Below are 19,694 nucleotides of genomic sequence, written 5' to 3'. Positions count from 1 at the left end.
CCCGCCTTTCGCAGACACGCGTACCCGACTCAAGATTTCTCTCGGACGGATGTTGGTGCCCTCGACGAGCGAGGTAGCAGGTTCTCGCGCTCACTCCGGACGAGTCCGGTTCGCGACAACCGTTCAAACCTACATCCCACCCAGGTGAGCGTCAAATCAGCCAAAGCTGGACGGGGGCGTGTCGAGGTCCTCCAGCTCGACGCCCGGCGCCGCGAGGACCACGTCGCCGGCGATGTGGACGTCGTGCTGGTCGCCGGTGGCGAGGTCGTCCACGCGGAAGTTGTCCACAGGCAGCAAACCGCTGTCCGTGGAATGTGCTGTCCTGGTGAGGAGCGACCACGACTGGTCGACGGTGAGCGGTGCGAGGACGGGGGCCTGGAATGACACGAGACGTACGCGCATGGCCGGGCCGCCCGGTTCGAGGCGGAGCAGCCGCGCGGTGGCGATCAGGAACGCCGGCGATACGCCGGTGAACGCGTGCGCGGGCGCGTTTCCTTCTTGCGCGTGCTCGCCCGACGGGTCCGTCCTGACCCAGGTGACGCCGTCCAGTGCGGCGGCGCGGACCTGCCATGCCGCCGCGTGCAACTCCAGGCGGATGGGACGGCCCAGGTCGTCGATGGTGAGGTCGATCGATCCCGCGTGCGCGCCTTCGGGCGTGGTGGTCTGCGCGGTGTAGCGCCAGCCGGAAGGGCCGGTGGCGCAGTGGAAGTGCTCTGCACCGAGGGGAGTGTGGTCATGCGTGTCGTAGAAGGAGTATCGGCCGCGGGGCATCGTTCGGTTCCGGGGTCTGGCAAGGCCCCCGCCTCGCAGGCGAGACGGGGGCCGGTGCGCGGTGGATCTTCAGGCCGCTCGGTCGGCCGCGCGGGCGCGCGACCGTACCGGTCAGTAGCGGTAGTGGTCCGGCTTGTAGGGGCCTTCGACCTTGACGCCGATGTAGGACGCCTGCTCGGGGCGGAGCGTGGTGAGCTTGACGCCGAGCGCGTCCAGGTGGAGGCGGGCGACCTTCTCGTCGAGGTGCTTCGGGAGCACGTAGACGCCGATCGGGTACTCCTCGGGCTTCGTGAACAGCTCGATCTGGGCCAGCGTCTGGTCCGTGAAGGAGTTGGACATCACGAAGGAGGGGTGGCCGGTCGCGTTGCCGAGGTTCAGCAGGCGGCCCTCGGAGAGGACGATGAGGGTCTTGCCCTCGGGGAAGGTCCAGGTGTGGACCTGCGGCTTGACCTCGTCCTTGACGATGCCGGGGATCTTGGCGAGGCCGGCCATGTCGATCTCGTTGTCGAAGTGGCCGATGTTGCCGACGATCGCCTGGTGCTTCATCCGGGCCATGTCGGAGGCCATGATGATGTCGCGGTTGCCGGTCGTGGTGACGAAGATGTCGGCGGTCTCGACGACGTCGTCGAGCGTGGCGACCTGGTAGCCGTCCATCGCGGCCTGGAGGGCGCAGATCGGGTCGATCTCGGTGATGATGACGCGGGCGCCCTGGCCGCGCAGCGACTCGGCGCAGCCCTTGCCGACGTCCCCATAGCCGCAGACCACTGCGACCTTGCCGCCGATGAGGACGTCGGTGGCGCGGTTGATGCCGTCGACGAGCGAGTGGCGGCAGCCGTACTTGTTGTCGAACTTCGACTTGGTGACCGCGTCGTTGACGTTGATCGCCGGGAAGAGCAGCGTGCCGTCCTGCTGCATCTCGTACAGGCGGTGGACGCCGGTGGTGGTCTCCTCGGTGACGCCGCGGATCTCGGAGGCGAGCTGGGTCCACTTCTGCGGGCTCGCGGCGAGGGTGCGGCGCAGCAGGTCGAGGATGTGGCCGTACTCCTCGCTGTCGTCGGCGGTGGTGGCCGGGACCGCGCCGGCCTTCTCGAACTCGACGCCCTTGTGCACCAGGAGCGTGGCGTCGCCGCCGTCGTCCAGGATCATGTTGGGGCCGCCGGTGGGGGTGTTCGGCCAGGTCAGGGCCTGCTCGGTGCACCACCAGTACTCTTCGAGGCTTTCGCCCTTCCAGGCGAAGACGGGTACGCCCTGCGGGTTGTCCACGGTGCCCTCGGGGCCGACGGCGATGGCCGCGGCGGCGTGGTCCTGGGTGGAGAAGATGTTGCAGGACGCCCAGCGGACCTGCGCGCCGAGGGCGACGAGGGTCTCGATGAGGACGGCGGTCTGCACGGTCATGTGCAGCGAGCCGGTGATGCGGGCGCCGGCCAGCGGCTGGGCGGCGGCGTACTCGGTGCGCAGCGACATCAGGCCGGGCATCTCGTGCTCGGCGAGGGTGATCTCCTTGCGGCCGAACGCGGCAAGAGAAAGGTCCGCGACCTTGAAGTCGGTGGCGGTGGTGGTCATACGGGCTGCTCCTCGTGGTGGTCGAGGTGGACTTGGACAGGCGCTACCGCGCGGTATGGCGTGTCGAGCGCTACGGACACACCTGTCCCGTTGGCAGCGCAATCCGTCGGAGGCCCTCTCTCCCTCGGCCGGTCGTGGTGCGTTGACCGCCCGACCGCCATCAGCAGCGACGTCTGGCTACGAATGAATCTACACCGGGCGGCCTGTCTGCCGCAGGGCCTCGCGGTCAGCGGCCGCCGGGCGTCTGGTCGGGGTCGGGGCCCGCCGCCGCGGCGGCCGCGCTGTAGATGTCGGGTTCGAGGTAGATGACCCGGGCGATGGGCACGGCGGCGCGGATGCGCTCTTCGGCCGCGTCGATGGCGGCGGCCACCTGGGCGGCGGTGTCGTCGTGGTCGACGGCGATCTTGGCGGCGACCAGGAGTTCTTCGGGGCCGAGGTGGAGGGTGCGCATGTGGATGACGCCGGTGACGGTGTCGCCGTCGGCGATGGAGTCGCGGATGCGGGCGACGAGGTCGGTGCTGGCTCCCTCACCGATCAGCAGGGACTTGGTCTCGGCGGCGAGAACGAGTGCGATGCAGATGAGGAGGGTTCCGATGCACAGGGTGCCGACGCCGTCCCAGACGCCGTTGCCGGTGCCGATGGCGATACCGACGCCGGCCAGGGCCAGGGCGAGGCCGATCAGCGCGCCGAAGTCCTCCAGCAGGACGACGGGGAGTTCGGGTGCCTTGGCGCGGCGGATGAACTCGGCCCAGGACAGGTCGCCGCGGGTGTGGTTGGACTCCTTCATCGCGGTGCGGAAGGAGGAGCCCTCGGCGATGATCGCGAAGACGAGGACGCCGACCGGCCAGTACCAGTGGTCGACGGGGTGCGGGTGGCTGACCTTCTCGTAGCCCTCGTAGAGCGCGAACATGCCGCCGACGGAGAACAGGACGATCGAGACGAGGAAGGCGTAGATGTAGCGCTCACGGCCGTAGCCGAAGGGGTGTTCCTCGTTGGCGGCGCGCTTGGCCTTCTTGCCGCCGATGAGGAGGAGCGCCTGGTTGCCGGAGTCGGCCACGGAGTGCACGCCTTCGGCGAGCATCGAGGACGACCCGCTGAACGCGAAGGCGACGAACTTGGCGAGGGCGATCGCGAGGTTGGCGCTGAGGGCCGCGATGATCGCCCTGCTGCCGCCTGACGCGCTCATGGGTGGTGGGTGTCCCTTCGGTCGGGGTCAGACGGTCACGGTCGCGCGGAACAGGGTGCCCTGGCCGGTGAGCTCGGTGTGCTCGCCGGCGGGGATGTAGGCGGACTCGCCCTGGGCGAGGGTCAGTTCGGTGCCGTCGGCGGCGGTCCGCGCGGGTCCGAGGGTGCGCAGGCGGACCTGGCCGCTGGTGCACAGCAGGATCTGCGGGGTGCCGGCCGGCAGGTTGCGCGGGTCGGCGCCGGGAGCGAGCAGGTAGCGGGAGAGCCGGAACTCGTCGATGGGGGCTGGGTACAGCTCCTCGCCGTCGGGTCCGGCCTCGGGGCGCAGCACGCCCGGGTCGCCGGCCTCGAAGCGGACGATGCGCATGAGTTCGGGTACGTCGATGTGCTTGGGGGTGAGGCCGCAGCGCAGCACGTTGTCGGAGTTGGCCATGATCTCGACGCCGAGGCCGTCGAGGTAGGCGTGCGGGATGCCGGCACCCAGGTAGAGCGCTTCGCCGGGTTGCAGGCGTACGTAGTTGAGCAGCATCGCGGCGATGACGCCGCGGTCGCCGGGGAAGCTGTGGGCGGCCTTGGCGTAGGCGGCGTAGGCGGCGGCGTGCTCGGAGCCGGGGGTCTGCGCCAGGCGGGTGGCGGCTTCGGTGGCGGCGCGTACGGTCTCGGCCATGGCGTCGGGTTCTGCGCCGAGGACGGCGGACAGCACCTCGCGCAGGGCCTGGTCCTCCGGCTGGGCCCGCAGGATGTCGACGTAGGGGGTCAGGGCGGGGACGCCGAGCGCGTCGATGAGGTCCGCGGCCTCGGCGGGATGGCGGAAGCCGCACAGGCCGTCGAAGGGGGACAGCGCGACGATCATCTCGGGCTTGTGGTTGGCGTCCTTGTAGTTGCGGTTCGGGGCGTCGAGGGGAATCCCGCGGGCTTCCTCGTCGGCGTATCCGGAGGCGGCCTGGGCGAGGTCGGGGTGGACCTGGACGGACAGGGGCGCGCCTGCGGCGAGGACCTTGAACAGGAAGGGCAGGCGCGGTCCGAAGCGCTTGACGGCGGCTTCGCCGAGTTCGGCGGCCGGGTCGGCGTCGATGACGGTGTCGAGGGCGACGGGGCCCTGGCCGCGGTCGATGCGCGAGGGTGCGCCGGGGTGGGCGCCCATCCACATCTCGGCTTGGGGTTCGCCGGTGGGCGGGGTGCCGAGGAGTTCGGGGATGGCGGTGGTGGAGCCCCAGGCGTAGGGGCGGATGGTGTTGGTGAGGCGGTTCATTCCGGTCAGGGTCTCTCGGTCGAGGCGACGGCCAGGTACGCGGCGGCGAAGTCGGTGAGGGCGAGGAGTTCCGCGGCGGTGTCCAGCGGGGCGCCGCCGGGAGCGGTGATCTCGCTGAGCGGGGTGTCGTGGGCGTATGCCTGCTCGCGTGCGGCGGGCGCGGCGGAACCTGGCTGGTCGGGGGCTTCTTGGAGCAGGACGATGCGCAGGCGCAGGGTCTCGGTGTCCTCGACCCGGTCGCGGAAGAAGTCGTCGGGGTCGCCGGCCAGGGTGTGGGCGCCTGCCTGCAGGGGGCCGTGGGCGGTGAGGGCGGCGGGCAGTTCGGCGGCGAGGGCGGGGCGCCCGGCGAGGGTGGCGAGGACGGTGCCGAAGCGGCGCGCGGCGGCGGCCGCGACGGGACCTTGGCTCCACAGCAGGGGCAGGGAGCCGTCGAGTTCGGCGGCGAGGGTCTTGGCGGGGTTGGTGTAGGTGGCGACGGCGGGTCCGCAGCGGGCGGCGATCTCGTCGAGCCGGTCGGCGACGGCGTCGAGGGCGCTGCCGGGCGCGCTGATCAGGCCGATCCGGCCGATGAGGTCCAGCACGGGGGTGAGTAGTGCCCAGAAGGCGCCGGTGTCGGTGGCCGCGGATACGGCGGCGGCGCCGACCGGGCCGGCGAAGGGCAGGGCGATGCCGCGGACCTGTCCGACGGCTTCGGCGAGCGGGGTCTTGGCCGGGGCGACGGCGACGGCGGTGCAGCCGCGGCGGTATGCCTGCTCGACGAGGTCGGTGAGGCCCTGCTCCGTGCCCTGCTCGCTGAGCAGGAGGAGCAGGTCGAGCGGGCCGCTCCAGCCGGGCAGTGTCCAGAGGGCCTGCTCCGGTCTGGGGCCGGCCGGGGTGAGCAGTTGGACCGGGGCCGCCCCGGACCCGAGTGCCGCGAGCAGGTCGGCGACGGCGGCGGCCTCGGGACCGCTGCCCGCGAGGAGCACTGCGCGCGGCCGCCCGTCGGGGCGCATGTCGGCCAGGCCTGCTTCGTCGGCGAGTCGCAGGGCGGTGCGTACTCGTGCTCCGGCCGCGGCGACGCCGCGCAGCAGCCCGTGGACGTCGGCGCGGGCGAGCGCGTCGGGGTCCTCCAACAGCGACTCGTCGAACAACACGACCTCCCGGTCGGGTGCGGATTCGGCCTGGGTCAGGCGGGACGGCGTGCCTCGTCGACGAGCAGTACGGGGATGTCGTCGCGCACGGGGTAGGCCAGGCCGCAGGCGTCGGACGTGCACAGCAGCTCGGCCGCGGCGTCGTCCTCGCGCAGGGGCGCGTGGCATGCCGGGCAGGCGAGGATCTCCAGGAGGCTGGGTTCGACGAGCGGCAAGGTGGTCCTCCGTGCGGGGTGCGGCGGTGTAGGGCCGTTGCGGCCTGCGGGTTCAGCCTATCGCCGTACCCGGCGGCGGGGCCGACCCGCCTGTGGACAACCCGTCAACGGACGACCCGCCGGCCGACGCCCGCCGGCGCACCAACCCGCACGGGCCGCGCCTGCCGAAGGGCCGGGCAGGGTCCCGGCCCTTCGCCCGGCCGTCAGCCGCGGACGATGGCGAGCACCCGGTCGCGCAGGCGCCCCACCTCGGCGTCATCGCGCGCTTCCACGTTGAGCCGCAGCAGCGGCTCGGTGTTGGACGCGCGCAGGTTGAACCACCACCCGGGCGTGGAGACCGTCAGTCCGTCGAGCTCGTCGAAGGAGACGCCGTCCTCGGCGGCGAAGGCGGCCCGCACGGCGGCGGTGCGCCCGGCCTGGTCGGCGACGGTGCTGTTGATCTCGCCGGAGCCCGCGTAGCGCTCGTAGGACGCGACGAGGGCGGACAGCGGGCCGTCCTGGGCGCCGAGGGCGGCCAGCAGGTGGAGGGCGGCGAGCATGCCGGTGTCGGCGTTCCAGAACTCGCGGAAGTAGTAGTGCGCGGAGTGCTCGCCGCCGAAGACGGCGCCGGTCTGCGCCATCCGCTCCTTGATGAACGAGTGGCCGACGCGGGTGCGGACCGCGGTGCCGCCGTGTTCGGCGATGACCTCGGGCACCGACCGGGAGGTGATCAGGTTGTGGATGACGGCGGCGCCCGGGTGCTTGGCCAGTTCGCGGACGGCGACCAGCGCGGTGATCGCCGAGGGGGAGACGGGTTCGCCGCGCTCGTCGACCGCGAAGCAGCGGTCGGCGTCGCCGTCGAAGGCGAGCCCGAGGTCGGCCCCGGTCTCGCGGACCTTCGCCTGGAGGTCGACGAGGTTCTTCGGGTCGAGCGGGTTGGCCTCGTGGTTGGGGAAGGTGCCGTCGAGTTCGAAGTACATCGGCACGAGGTCGATCGGCAGGCCGTCCAGGACGGTCGGCACGGTGTGGCCGCCCATGCCGTTCCCCGCGTCCACCACGACCTTCAGCGGGCGGATGCCGGACAGGTCGACCAGCGAGCGCAGGAACCCGGCGTAGTCGCCGAGGACGTCGCGCGCGGTGATGATGCCTGGAGTGGCGGCGGCCGGCGGCGCTCCGGTCGCGGACCACTGCTCGGCCAGGGCGCGGATCTCGGCGAGCCCGGTGTCCTGGCCGACGGGCGCGGCACCGGCCCGGCACATCTTGATGCCGTTGTAGCGGGCGGGGTTGTGGCTCGCGGTGAACATCGCGCCCGGCAGGTCCAGCCGACCGCTGGCGAAGTACAGCTCGTCCGTGGAGCACAGGCCGATCTCGGTGACGTCCGCGCCCCTTGCGGCGGCCCCGCGCGCGAAGGCGTGGGACAGGCCCGGCGACGAGGGCCGCATGTCGTGGCCGACGACGAGCGCGGAGGCGCCGGTGACCGTGGCGAAGGCGGCGCCGAAGACCTCGGCGAGCGCCTCGTCCCACTGGTCGGGGACGACGCCGCGCACGTCGTACGCCTTGACGATCTGCGACAGGTCGGGGGATGCCGGAGAACCCGGTGATTGGGGCACTGCACACCTCTGCGTTACGGTCCCGGGCGGTCAGGTCGCGACCAACCTATCCGAGACGCCGCGCGGGTCCGGCGGGGCTACTGGTCGGGCGACCGCAGGACCCGCAGGTGCCCGCGCCGGGCGACCTCCACGGGGTCGATGTCGCGCGCGGTGGCCGCGCCGCCCGGGCCGCGTTGGTGCGGGCGGGCCGCTTCCCGGACCGCGTTGGCGAGGGCTTCGAGGTCGTCGCCGACGGGGCGGACCGGACCGGTGTCGGTGGCCAGGCGTACGACCTCCCACCCGCGGGGGGCGGTGAGCCGCTCGGAGTGCTCCGAGCACAGGTCGTAGCAGTGGGGTTCGGCGTAGGTGGCCAGCGGGCCGAGGACGGCCGTGGAGTCCGCGTAGACGTACGTCAGTGTCGCGACGGCGGGACGGCCGCAAGCGGTGCGCGAACAGCGACGTACAGGGCTCACGAGGTTGGACGGTACCGCACTCTTGAGCGGGCTGCGACGACTCTCCGCCAGGTCACTCGGTCGTGTCGCTCGTGGCCCCTGCCGCCCACCGCGCCGGACGTACGACGCTGACCTGCGGCTACCGTCGGAGCAGCAAATGCGCCTACCGACAGTAACGCCGCGGCCGCCGGCGCCGGGCGGGGCGGCACAGCACGTCAGGTGGCGGATATCCGTCACTTCTGTGGCCCGATCCGAACCCGGCGGCGGCTCGGTGGAGGCGCCAAGCAGCCACGGCGGCGGGTGCCGCGCGCCTGGCGGGCGGGGTGCGGAGGCTGCCCGGACGCTGCGCCGTACGGCGGGCAGGGCGCGGTACGCAGGCGACGCCCTGCTGTGCGCGCCCGCGTCGGGGGCTAGGCTCACGATGATGGACAGCTCGGCCCCCACACCCCCGCCCCAGCCCGCGCCCAGGCCGCGGCACCGCGACCGGCACGGCCGCGGCATGCGCGGGCCCATCGCGCCCCCGCAGGTGCCGCTCGCGCTCAGCCGGGCCGACGCCTTCGACGACCTGGTACGGGATGCCGCGGACCGGCTGGAGCGGCGCTGGCCGCAGCTGGCCGACGTGGAGTTCGCCGTGCAGGACGTGCCCTGGCCGCAGGACACCCCGGCGTCCGACGGCGACCCGGTGCCGCTCGGGCGGCTGATCGGCGCGGCCAAGGACCGGCCGAGCCGGATCGTGGTCTACCGGCGCCCGGTCGAGATCCGCGCCAAGGGCAGGGACGAGCGCGCACTGCTGGTGCACGAGGTCGTCGTGGAGCAGGTCGCCGAACTGCTCGGGCTGTCACCGGAGAACGTCGATCCGAAGTACGGCGAGGAGTGAGCCGGCCGCCCTCGCACCCTGGATTCGCATCCTGGAGGCGAGGGCGGCCGGCGCCCTGGGACGCTGGGTGACACCCAGTGGGGCCGGGGACCCTAGGGTTCCAGGACGCGCAGGTCGTCCGCGGCCTGCGGCACCTCGACCAGCCCCTGGTCGTCGGGCATCGGCTGGATCGTGAACATCGGCACCCCGTCCAGGGGCAGTGCGAGCATCCGCGACGCGTACAACTGTCCTCCGGACAGGCGCTGCACGGTCACCGCGTAGGCGCCCTTGAGGCCGGAGGGCTGCGGCGGGGCCGTGGACACCGTCGTGCCCGCCTTGACGGTGACGGTCTTGCTGACCGAGGTACCCGCCGTGGAGCCCGCCGACGAGGTGATCTTGACGCTGACGTCCTTGCCGGTGGCGGTCAGGGCGAGTGTGGAGCCCTTGCTGCGGTTGTCGGCGATGGATGCCTGCCGGTCGATCGGGGCGGTCGCGGGCAGGAAGGCGATCTCCTGGTCGCTGCCCTTGCCGCGGGTGATGCGCAGCCCGGCGACCACCGGCACCGGGTCGTGCGAGCTGCTCGAACCGATGATCAGCGACCCGGCGTCGCCCCTGGTGAGGTCACCGAGGTCGACGGAGGTGGTCATGCCGCTCTTGACGTGCAGCGTCTCGTTGCCTGCCGGGGTGATCGAGCCGCTGGGGGTGGCGAGCTTCAGCGTCAGGTCGGCGTCGTCGGAGCCGGGCACATAGGTGATCAGGCGCACGTCGGTGGCGTCGGCGGGGATACCGGGCATGACGAGGTCCCCGGCCGGCTGGGCGGCGGCCGACAGCCAGTCGGTGCCCGCCGCGTTGTCGGTGGCCTGCACGGCGGCGCCGACCCGGCCGCTGCGGGCGACGACGTGCACGGTCAGGTCCTGCACCTTGTCGGCGATGAGCGTGGACAGCAGCACCGGCTTGGAGCTTTTCGCGGGCACGGTGATGCCGTCGCCGGTGGAGCCCTTGAGCTGGCCGTCCTTGCTGTACAGGTCGATGTCGACGACGGCCGGGGTGTCGTCGGGGTTGACCAGGTGCACGTAGTCCTGGCGGCCGTCCTGGGTGCTGGCGCCCGGGAACCAGAACTCGCTGTCGGGGGCGACGCAGGAGGTGCCGAGCAGGCCGCGGCCGGGTCCGTCGCTCACGACGGTCGTCTGGGAGACGCTCCACCCGGGTGCCACGGCGCCGTCCGCGGTGCCGATCAGCGCGGGCGAGTCCGACTTGTCGGTGCCCGACGTGACGGGCTTGCCGGTGGACGTGAGCGGCTTGAGCGCGGTGGGCTTGGTGGTGGCCGGCACCAGGGTGGCCTTGCCGCCGGAGGTGCCGCTGCCGGTCGGGGTGAAGGACGTGTACGTGGTGTCGGCGAACTCCGACGTCGACGGCTCCGGGCACAGCAGGGTGCTGCGCTGGACCGGCAGGCGCGAGGAGGAGCCGGCGGTGGCGGCGTGGGAGTCGTCGCCCCCGGTCATGGAGGCCGCGCCAGTCAGGACGGCGAGCGCGACCACGGCACCGGCCAGGGACAGGGTGCTGCGGTTCACTGGTACTCGCTCCCATCACGGCGCTGGTCGCCGTCTGCGTAGTACGGCGCGGGGTCGGGGTAGCCGGCCCGGCCCTGCTCGTCCTGGTCGGGCTGCTCGCCGTAGCCCTGGTCGTAGGGGGCCTGGCCGTCCGGCGCGGGCTGCGGCGGCGCGTAGGGGTCGTAGCCGGGCTGGGCGGGGTAGCCGTAGCCGTACGCCTGCTGGTCGTATCCGGCGGGATCGGCCGGGTAGGGCTGCTGGGCGGCCGGGGCGCTCTCCCAGCCGGGGGCGGCCTGCGCGTAGGCGGGATCGGCGTAGCCGCCCTCCTGGTAGCCGCCTTCCTGGTAACCCGTGTCCTGGTAGGTGTAGCCGTCGGCGCCCTCAGCGGCCGCGTACGGGTCGTACCCGCCAGCGGGGGCCGAATAGGCGGGCGCCTGCTCGTAGTCGCCGTCCTGGGCCTCCTGGGCCTCTTCGCGGGGCGCAGGGATGCCGGCTTCGAGCGGCTCGGCGGCAGCGTCCGGCGGCTCGGTGCCGGAGGGCGCGTTCGCCGCGGTGGCGCCGGCGGCGGCTGCCTCGGCCGCCTCCGCTTCCGCGGCGGCTTGCAGGCGGCGGGCGCGGCGGCCCTCGCCGAGGGGCTGGCCGGGGAGGTCGGCGGTGGCGGCGCCGTCCGCCTCCGGGAGGTCGTCGTCGATCTCCTGGCGGCGGCCCGGCAGCGCCAGCACGATCACGACGAGCAGCAGCAGCGCCTGGACGCCGAGCCAGCCGATGTGGGTGAGCGGCTCCTTGTAGGTGACGTCCAGCCGGCCGCCGGTGGCGGGCAGGTCGAAGCCCTGGGCCCAGCCGTCGACGGTGACCGGGGTGAGCGCGGTGCCGTCGAGGGTCGCGTGCCATCCCGAGTTGGCGGTGTCGGCGATCCGCAGCACGCGGCCGGACGGGCCGGCGGGCACCTTGGTGTGCGCCTGGATGCGGCCGGCGGGGACGCCGACGGGCTGGGCGCCCTTGCTGGTGATGGTGATGCGGGAGACGTTCTGGTTGACCTGCCACAACTCGGTGCCGTCGGACTGGCTGAGCCGGGACAGGCCCGGGGTGCTGTCGAGCACCTTGCCGAACTCCTTGGGCGCGCCCTTGGGCGCGAGGACGTACCGCACGGCGTATCCGGCCAGCCGGCTGCCCTGGTCGGCGCCCGAGCCCGCGACGAGGTTGGCCACCACCTTGTCCAGGGCGCGGTCGTGGGGTGCCTCGGCGGCGAGTTCGGCGTCACCGAGCCGGACGCCGGAGCCGCGCACGATGGCGTACTGGACCTGGCTCTGGGTGCCGCCGATCACCAGGGTGCGGGGCTGGTCGGAGGTGGTGGCCTCCTCCGCGACGAAGGCGGGCACCTGCGTCGGGTCGGTGCGCTTGAGCGGGCCGTCGGCGCCGTCGATCATCCAGGTGAAGGCGGCGAGCAGGGGGGCGGCGACCGCGGCGAAGGCGATCAGGGCGGCGACCGGCTGGCGCCAGCCGAAACCACTGGCGGCGATCCGCTCGTTCGCGCCCTCGGCGCCGATCGCGGCGGCGGCCAGCAGCGCGAGGCCGTAGACCAGGGTGGCGGGGCCGGCCCAGTCCTTGCTGTTCTCGACGACCGCGAAGAGCATGCCGGTCAGGGCGGCGCCCCAGGCGACGGCGATGGCGGGGCGGCGGCTGCCGCGCATCAGGGCGGCGAGCGCGGCGAGCACGACGCCGATCAGCAGGAAGCCGCCGGACGCCTTGGGACCGCCGGGGCTGAGCAGGAGCAGGTCGAGCCCGGAGGCGGTCTTCGTGGAGTACGGCAGGCCCGCCTCCTCGAGCATGCGCCCCGGGTGGGAGAGCAGGGTCAGCGACCAGGGGGCGAGCAGCACCAGCGGGGTGACGACCAGGGCGGCCGCGCGCAGCAGTTGCGGCACCAGGAGCTGCTGCTGGCGGCGCACCAGGCGCCAGCCGATCGCGCCCGCGGCCAGCACCAGGGCGATCGGCCAGGTGACGGGCGTGAAGGCGGTGGTGAAGGTGAGCATCAGGGCCAGCGCCCAGGTGGCGCGCCAGCCGGGGCGGGCGCCGCGCTCGATGGCGGAGTCGGTCAGTTGCAGGCCCGCGGCGGAGACGGCGGCGCGGGCCATGAGCGGCAGCAGGATCGCCAGTACGGCGGTTCCGAGGCGGCCGCCGGCCAGGGCGCCGGTCGCGGCGGGCAGGAAGGCGTAGGCGACCGACGCCCAGGCGCGCAGCAGGCGGGACTCGACCAGCGGCCGGGACGCGAAGTAGGCGGCGATGCCGGCCAGCGGCACGGAGGCGACCAGGAACAGCGTCAGGGTCAGGCCGGTGGAGCCGAACAGCACGGTGGCGAAGAGCGCGAGGACCGCGATGTAGGGGGGCGCGGCCTGGGTGCCGCCGGTGCCGAGCGTGTGCCAGGAGCCGGCGTAGGTGGACCACAGGTCGGAGGCGCCGGGGTCGGCGGGGAGCAGGGCGCCGCCGGCCAGCGAGCCGCCGCCGAGCAGGCCGCGGCAGGCGGCCAGGGAGACGACGAGCAGGACGGCGAAGAGCACGGGGCCGGGTTTGCGGGCGATCCGCTTCAGCCGGGCGAACTGCTCGACCTCCAGGAAGTCGCCGTCGTCGTCGCCGGGCCCGGACTCGACGGCGCCGCCATGGCGGCCGGCCGCGGCGGTGGAGGCGTCGGCGCGGCCGGCGAAGTTGCTGACCACCTGGTCGACGGTGGCGCGGACGGTCGCGCCGGGCGGCGGGAAGAGCGGCCGCAGTTCGGAGGGCGCCACCGCGCCGCTGCCGCGCCGGCGCCGGGCGGCGAGCACCCGCCCCGGCCGCAGCAGGATGCCGAGCAGTCCGACGATCTCGTCGACGGCCTGGCCGGGCACCTTGCCGACGAGGTAGGCGAGGGTCCGCAGCAGGGTGCCGACGACTATCCGCACCATGACGTAGGGCAGCAGTGCGCCGCGGGTGTTGGCCAGGAGGGTGTAGACGGCGCCGGCCTTGTCGACGCGGTGCGGGTTGACCGCGGAGCGGCCGGCGCAGTCGACGGGACGGCGTTCACGGGAGGCGGCCTCGGCGTGCCGCATGATCGCGTCGGGGGCGATCAGGACGGTGTGGCCGGCGGCGTTGGCGCGCCAGCAGAAGTCGACGTCGTCGCGCATGAGGGGCAGGCGGCGGTCGAAGCCGCCGAGTTCCTCCCACACGTCGCGGCGCACCAGCATGCCGGCGGAGGAGACGGACAGCACGGGGCGGACCTGGTCGTGCTGGCCCTGGTCCTGCTCGCGGCGCTCCAGGCCGGTCCAGCGGCGCCCGCTGCGGGCGATGGAGACGCCGGTCTCCAGGAGTTGGCGGCGGTCGTACCAGCTGCGCAGCTTGGGGCCGACGATCACGGTGGACGGTGAGGTCTCGACGGTGCGCAGGAGGGCGGCCAGCGCTCCGGGCTCCGGCTCGCAGTCGTCGTGCAGCAGCCACAGCCACTGGACGGGTTCGGCCGGCGGCTCGGCGGGTTCGTCGTACGCGTCGTCGTTCCAGGTGCGGTTGACGGGGTCCCAGCCGCTGGTGCGGCGCCGGAGGTAGGGCAGGTCGTCCGCGGTCAGCGGTGTGGTGGAGCGCACGGCCTCGTCGACGGCGGCGCCGAAGCCGGTACGGCGAGCGAGGTGCAGCACCCGCTGGTCGCCGAGGGACTCGGCGAGCAGGCGGGCGGAGTCGTCGGCGCTGCCGGTGTCGGCGGCGACGACGTCCTGGACCGGGCGGTCCTGCGCGAGCAGCCCCTGGAGGGCCTTGGGCAGCCAGCGCGCGCCGTCGTGCGCGACGAGCACGGCGGTGACGACGTGGTGCGGGAACTCAGGGGTCCCGGACGGATGGACGGCCGGTGCTGGGCTGTTCACGGACATCGAGGTTCGGGCCCCGGTTCGCTGGACTGCGGTGGACGCATCAACCCGCCGGCGGCGGGGCATGCATCTCGGACGGCCCCCCACACTAACGGCTCGCAGCGGCGCGGCCGTCCGGGCGTAGGCACAACAGCGGCCCGCCTGCCGTGCCGGAGGGCGCGGGAGACGGGCCGGATGCGGGGCCGCGGGCAAGTGGCGGCCGGGGGACGGCGAGGTGCCGGCCGGGGGCGCGGGTCAGACGACGCCCTTCTTCAGGCGGCGCCGCTCGCGCTCGGACAGGCCGCCCCAGATGCCGAAGCGCTCGTCGTTGGCGAGGGCGTACTCAAGGCAGTCGGAACGGACTTCACAGGCGAGGCAGACTTTCTTCGCCTCACGGGTGGAACCGCCCTTTTCGGGGAAGAAGGATTCGGGGTCGGTCTGCGCACACAGCGCGCGCTCCTGCCAGCCGAGTTCCTCGTCGGCCTCCTCGGCCAGCAGCAACTGGAACTGCTCGGTCATGCGCGCCCCTGTCTGTCGTGCTTCCCCGTGATGTTCCCCGTGGTGGTACCTGCCGTCATGTCCGGCGGTCCGGCAGAACGACACGAGTGAAATTACAAGTGTGCCGATCCGGGCCAGTCAAGCCGAGATCTGCTATTGAGCCCGTTATTCACTCCGCTGAACCAAGGAGTGACAGATAGTGTTGATATCGGCCTGAATGACCGCATCCGTCAACCGTGGCCCCACCGGCCAAACGCTCACACCCCGCCAGACGCTGCGGTGACGGGCGGCGTTCCACTCGTTCGAGCGACGCACCGGGAATCACATTTCGATCACAGGAGCACAAGGTCATACCGGGGCCGCGTGTTTTCCCAGATCCGAATGGAGATCCCCATCAGATCTGCACGGTTGCGCCACCTCCTATCCGCACCCCTCCACACACAAACCTTTCACCACCGGAGCCCACCGGATCGGGGGAAACCAATCGGTCATTTCGGACATTCGGTTGACAGGGCGCCGCTCGAACCGATTTGCTTGTCCCCATGCACGCCGAGCACCACGCGCCCTTCCGGACTCGCCGCCCCGAGTCCTGCTGCGTCGCGCTCGCCCAGAGCTGTTGTTGTTCCTTCCGCTGCCGCTGATCCCCTGTCCGGCCGCCACGGCCGCCGGCACCTTTCCGCATCATGCGCACCCCAAGGAACACACGCCCCTCATGTACTCCGACGTCTCGATCGCCGGTGACCCACTCGAGCTGCCCCACCTGCTCCCGCCGGTGCCCCGACACCCCAGCACCGTCGCGGAGTTCGCCGGACTCGCCCGCTCCATCGCCGCCGACCGCGCGCAGTGGGCCCCGCAGGTGCGCTACGACGCCACCACCCGTTGGTACGCGCGCCTGCGAACCGGACCCGGCTACGAAGTGTGGCTGTTGAGCTGGCTGCCCGGGCAAGGCAGCGGGCTGCACGACCACGGCCGCTCCAGCGGCGTGCTGACCGTCCTGGACGGCACCCTGCACGAGCGCGCGCTGACCCCCCGCGGTGAGACCCGCCGCGTCCTGACGCCCGGTCACCAGCGCGTGTTCGCCCCGGGTTACGTCCACGACGTCGTCAACGAGTCGCTGGACGGCGCCGTCAGCCTGCACGTGTACTTCCCCGGGCTGACCGAGATGACCCCGTACGCGTGCACCCCGGGCGCCCTTACACCCGCGCAGGCGTAGTCGGCCCGAGGCCCGGGCACCGCACGTCACGGGGCTGACAGACTGGGGCCATGCGAATCGTGGTTCTGGCCGGAGGTATCGGAGGAGCGCGCTTCCTGCGCGGCCTCAAGGCAGCGGCGCCGGAGGCGGACATCACCGTCATCGGCAACACCGGAGACGACATCCACCTGTTCGGGCTGAAGGTCTGCCCCGACCTCGACACCGTCATGTACACCCTGGGCGGCGGCATCCACGAGGAGCAGGGGTGGGGGCGGGCCGACGAGACCTTCGCGGTCAAGGACGAACTCGCCGCCTACGGCGTCGGACCGGAGTGGTTCGGCCTGGGCGACCGGGACTTCGCCACCCACATCGTCCGGACCCAGATGATCGGCGCGGGTTATCCGCTCAGCGCGGTCACCGAGGCGCTGTGCGCCCGCTGGCAACCCGGGGTGCGGCTCATCCCGATGTCCGACGACCGGGTCGAGACCCATGTGCTCGTGGAGGTCGACGGGGAGCGCAAGGCGGTCCACTTCCAGGAGTACTGGGTGCGGCTGCGCGCGTCGGTGCCCGCGCACGCGGTGGTGCCAGTCGGCGCGGAGAACGCGAAGCCCGCACCCGGGGTGCTGGAGGCGATCGGCAGCGCGGACCTGGTCGTGTTCCCGCCGTCGAACCCGGTGGTGAGCGTCGGCACCATCCTGGCCGTACCGGGGGTACGCGAGGCGATCGCGGAGGCGGGGGTGCCGGTGGTGGGCCTGTCGCCCATCGTCGGCGACGCGCCGGTGCGCGGGATGGCCGACAAGGTGCTGGCGGCCGTGGGCGTGGAGTCCACCGCGGCGGCGGTGGCGGCGCACTACGGCAGCGGGCTGCTGGACGGGTGGCTGGTGGACACCGTGGACGCGGGAGCCGCCCCGCAGGTCGAGGCGGCCGGCATCCGCTGCCGGGCGGTGCCGCTGCTCATGACGGACCTGGCGGCGACCACGCAGATGGCGCGCGAGGCCCTCGCGCTGGCCGAGGAGGTGCGGGCATGACCGCGACCGCCCCCCGCTACGAGGTGTTCGCCGTCCCCGGGATCGGCGAGGTGCAGCCCGGCGCCGACATCGCCAAGCTGATCGTCGCCACCGGCGTCGCCCTGGCCGACGGCGACGTGGTGGTCGTCACGTCAAAGATCGTCAGCAAGGCCGAAGGGCGGCTGGTGGAGGCGGACGACCGCGAGGCCGCGATCGACGCGGAAACGGTGCGGCTGGTGGCCCGGCGCGGAAACACCCGGATCGTGGAGAGCCGGCACGGCTTCGTGATGGCCGCGGCCGGGGTCGACGCGTCCAACACCCCGGCGGGCACCGTACTGCTGCTACCCGAGGACCCCGACGCCTCCGCCCGGCGCATCCGGCAGGGGCTGCGGGACGCGCTGGGCGTACAGGTCGGCATCGTCGTCACCGACACCTTCGGGCGGCCCTGGCGCTCCGGGCTCACCGATGTGGCGATCGGCGCGGCCGGCGTGCAGGTACTGGACGACCTGCGGGGCGGCGAGGACTCCCACGGCAACCCCTTGAACGTCACGATCACCGCGACCGCGGACGAGCTGGCCGCGGCCGGGGACCTCGTCAAGGGCAAGGCCACCGGGATGCCCGTCGCGGTGGTCCGCGGCCTGGCACACGTCCTGCGCCCCCAGGAGGCGGACGGGGCCGACGACCCGGAGGACATCGGGGCCCGGGCCCTGGTGCGGTCGGCGGCCAGCGACATGTTCCGGCTGGGCACGTCCGAGGCCGTACGGGAAGCGGTGTCGCTGCGGCGCACCGTGCGGGAGTTCAGCGACGCGCCGGTGGACCCGGAGGCGGTGCGGCGCGCCGTCGCCCTCGCGGTGACCGCGCCCGCCCCGCACCACACCACGCCGTGGCGGTTCGTGCTGCTGGAGACGCCGGAGGCGCGGCTGCGGCTGCTGGACGCGATGCGGGACGCGTGGGCCGCCGACCTGCGCGGTGACGGCTTCTCGGAGGCGAGCGTCGCCAAGCGGCTGCGGCGCGGCGAGGTGCTGCGCAGGGCGCCGTATCTGGTGGTGCCGTGCCTGGTCACCGAGGGCGGCGCGCACACGTACCCGGACGAGCGGCGGGCGACGGCCGAGCGGGAGATGTTCCTGGTCTCCGGCGGCGCCGGGGTGCAGAACTTCCTGGTCGCGCTGGCCGGGGAGCAGTTGGGGTCGGCGTGGGTGTCCTCCGCGCTGTTCTGCCGCGACGTGGTGCGCAAGGTGCTCGACCTGCCGCCGTCGTGGGACCCGCTGGGCACCATCGCGGTCGGCCACCCCGCGGCGGCACCCGCACCCAGGGCCGAGCGCGCGGCGGAGCCGTTCCTCGCGGTGCGCTGACCGCGCGGGCTCCGGCGGTCACGTCAGCCGGCGGCCGGTCCGGCGCCCGCGCCGCGCCAGCGGGCGCCGCGGGATTCCGGTTCGGGTTCCGCTTCGGGTTCGGGTTCCGCTTCAGCGGTGCCGAGCCGGCGCCATCCGCGGCGCGCGCCGTGGCGGGGCGGGCGCGGCCAGCAGGATCAGCCGGGCGGCGCGGTGCCGCTGCCCGGCGTACGGCGCCAGCAGCCGCAGCATCGTCTCGTTGTCGCAGCGCGGTTCGCCGGTCAGCGCGTAGCCGATGTGGTGCGGCAGGTGCAGGTCGCCGACGGTCACCGCGTCGGGGGCGCCGTGGCTGCGCTGGAGGGTCTCCGCGGCGGTCCACGGGCCGATGCCGGGGACCGTCGTGAGCAAAGCCGCGGCCTCCTCGGCGGGGCGGGCGGCCAGGGAGTCGAGGCGGCCGCCCAGACGCACCGCGCGCAGGACGGCGGAGGCGCGCTTGTTGTCCACGCCGGCGCCGCGCCAGTCCCAGGACGGCACCCGGGCCCAGCCGGCCGCGTCGGGCATGACCCGCATACCGGGCGGCGCCCCGGCGTCCCGTGGCCCGGGGGCGGCCTCGCCGTGCTGGAGCAGGAGCAGCCGCCAGGCGCGGTACGCCTCGATCGTGGTGACCTTCTGCTCCAGCACCGAGGGGATCAGCGACTCCAGCACCAGCCCGGTGCGGGTCAGCCGCAGCCCGGGGTGCCGCCGGTGCGCGGCGTGCACCAGGCGGTGCCGCGGGACGAACGCCGACGGGTCGTCGTCGGCGCCCAGCAGCGCGGGCAGGCCGTCGAGCAGCCACTGCGCGCCCGGGCCCCAGGCGGTGCCCTCGATCGCGGCGGGGCTGCCGGTCAGGCGCAGGGTGGCCGGGCCCGCGGGGGTGCGGCTGGCCCGCCACACGGTGCCGTCGGGGGTGATCCGGAAGCCGGGGTCGCCGCCGCCGCGGCGCAGCGGCATGAGGGTGCGGCGCACGTCGAGGGGGAAGGGGGGTGCCCAGGCGCGGGTGCGGCCCCGGGGCGCCTGCGCGGCGGCGGGCCTGGGGGACGCGGTGTCTTCGGGCACCCCGGAAGGGTATAGCGGGCGACTGCGAAGGCTCGTCGGCGCCCTCGCCCCACGGATTCCGCTTCCCCCTGACAGCCCCGGCGCAGCCCCCGGTTCCACCGCTGACAGAGCCCCGGCGGCCCGGACCGGCCGGGCCCAGGCCGCACCGCGCCCCCGCCCCCCGGCC

16 protein-coding genes are annotated in these 19,694 nt (G+C 73.6%); 4 read left to right on the top strand and 12 right to left on the bottom strand.

The genetic code is table 11. The features are described 5' to 3' along the window. Positions 1-156 precede the first annotated feature (156 nt). The 8 genes from WA788_RS03105 to WA788_RS03070 form a co-directional block, all read right to left on the bottom strand. Positions 157-771, bottom strand: coding sequence for a hypothetical protein (locus WA788_RS03105; protein ID WP_335971201.1), 615 nt, complete (start codon positions 769-771; stop codon positions 157-159). 111 nt (positions 772-882) lie between these two features. After that, complete coding sequence (gene ahcY, locus WA788_RS03100) at positions 883-2,334, bottom strand: adenosylhomocysteinase (RefSeq protein WP_335971199.1); 1,452 nt, start codon at positions 2,332-2,334, stop codon at positions 883-885. A gap of 226 nt (positions 2,335-2,560) precedes the next feature. Continuing rightward, positions 2,561-3,520 carry a cation diffusion facilitator family transporter gene (locus WA788_RS03095; protein ID WP_335971196.1) on the bottom strand — a complete coding sequence of 320 codons (960 nt, stop codon included), beginning with the start codon at positions 3,518-3,520 and terminating at the stop codon, positions 2,561-2,563. A gap of 27 nt (positions 3,521-3,547) precedes the next feature. Continuing rightward, entirely contained in the window at positions 3,548-4,771 is a 1,224-nt protein-coding gene (manA, locus tag WA788_RS03090; RefSeq protein WP_335971194.1) for a mannose-6-phosphate isomerase, class I, read from the bottom strand. A gap of 5 nt (positions 4,772-4,776) precedes the next feature. After that, positions 4,777-5,901, bottom strand: a complete 1,125-nt coding sequence (locus tag WA788_RS03085) for an SIS domain-containing protein (protein ID WP_335971308.1) — start codon at positions 5,899-5,901, stop codon at positions 4,777-4,779. 35 nt (positions 5,902-5,936) lie between these two features. Then, positions 5,937-6,116, bottom strand: coding sequence for a Trm112 family protein (locus WA788_RS03080; protein WP_335971192.1), 180 nt, complete (start codon positions 6,114-6,116; stop codon positions 5,937-5,939). A gap of 203 nt (positions 6,117-6,319) precedes the next feature. Further along, on the bottom strand, positions 6,320-7,705 hold the full coding sequence (locus WA788_RS03075) for a phosphomannomutase/phosphoglucomutase (protein WP_335971190.1): 1,386 nt from the start codon (positions 7,703-7,705) through the stop codon (positions 6,320-6,322). Between the two features lie 77 nt (positions 7,706-7,782). Beyond that, entirely contained in the window at positions 7,783-8,208 is a 426-nt protein-coding gene (locus tag WA788_RS03070; protein ID WP_335971305.1) for a DUF3499 domain-containing protein, read from the bottom strand. Positions 8,209-8,560: 352 nt separating this feature from the next. Here WA788_RS03070 and WA788_RS03065 point away from each other — a divergent pair, with 352 nt between their 5' ends. After that, a complete protein-coding gene (locus WA788_RS03065; RefSeq protein ID WP_335971188.1) occupies positions 8,561-9,013 on the top strand; it encodes a metallopeptidase family protein in 453 nt (150 codons plus the stop codon). 92 nt (positions 9,014-9,105) lie between these two features. Here WA788_RS03065 and WA788_RS03060 read toward each other — a convergent pair whose 3' ends face one another. The 3 genes from WA788_RS03060 to WA788_RS03050 form a co-directional block, all read right to left on the bottom strand. Further along, positions 9,106-10,563 (bottom strand): DUF5719 family protein, encoded by a 1,458-nt coding sequence (locus WA788_RS03060; protein ID WP_335971186.1) that lies wholly within the window; start codon positions 10,561-10,563, stop codon positions 9,106-9,108. Further along, positions 10,560-14,429 carry a glycosyltransferase gene (locus WA788_RS03055; RefSeq protein ID WP_335971184.1) on the bottom strand — a complete coding sequence of 1,290 codons (3,870 nt, stop codon included), beginning with the start codon at positions 14,427-14,429 and terminating at the stop codon, positions 10,560-10,562. Before WA788_RS03055 ends, WA788_RS03060 begins: the two co-directional genes overlap by 4 nt. Before the next feature lie 231 nt (positions 14,430-14,660). Further along, entirely contained in the window at positions 14,661-14,924 is a 264-nt protein-coding gene (locus WA788_RS03050; protein ID WP_031519519.1) for a WhiB family transcriptional regulator, read from the bottom strand. Positions 14,925-15,615: 691 nt separating this feature from the next. Here WA788_RS03050 and WA788_RS03045 point away from each other — a divergent pair. From WA788_RS03045 to WA788_RS03035, 3 genes are read left to right on the top strand one after another with little or no spacing between them, the layout of a single operon-like run. Next, entirely contained in the window at positions 15,616-16,116 is a 501-nt protein-coding gene (locus WA788_RS03045; protein ID WP_335971179.1) for a cysteine dioxygenase, read from the top strand. 50 nt (positions 16,117-16,166) lie between these two features. Further along, positions 16,167-17,123: a 2-phospho-L-lactate transferase gene (cofD, locus tag WA788_RS03040; protein ID WP_335971177.1), complete on the top strand. Its 957-nt coding sequence runs from the start codon at positions 16,167-16,169 to the stop codon at positions 17,121-17,123. Beyond that, complete coding sequence (locus WA788_RS03035) at positions 17,120-18,454, top strand: coenzyme F420-0:L-glutamate ligase (RefSeq protein ID WP_335971175.1); 1,335 nt, start codon at positions 17,120-17,122, stop codon at positions 18,452-18,454. Before cofD ends, WA788_RS03035 begins: the two co-directional genes overlap by 4 nt. A 111-nt stretch (positions 18,455-18,565) precedes the next feature. Here the strand turns inward: WA788_RS03035 and WA788_RS03030 are convergent, their stop codons facing one another. Further along, positions 18,566-19,528, bottom strand: coding sequence for a DNA-3-methyladenine glycosylase family protein (locus tag WA788_RS03030; protein ID WP_443033951.1), 963 nt, complete (start codon positions 19,526-19,528; stop codon positions 18,566-18,568). Between the last annotated feature and the right edge of the window lie 166 nt (positions 19,529-19,694).

Origin of the sequence: Streptomyces sp. CA2R106 (assembly GCF_037034245.1) — a bacterium.
GTDB lineage: Bacteria > Actinomycetota > Actinomycetes > Streptomycetales > Streptomycetaceae > Actinacidiphila.
Note: the sequence above shows the minus strand (reverse complement) of the source record. Positions and strands in the feature narration are given on the sequence as shown.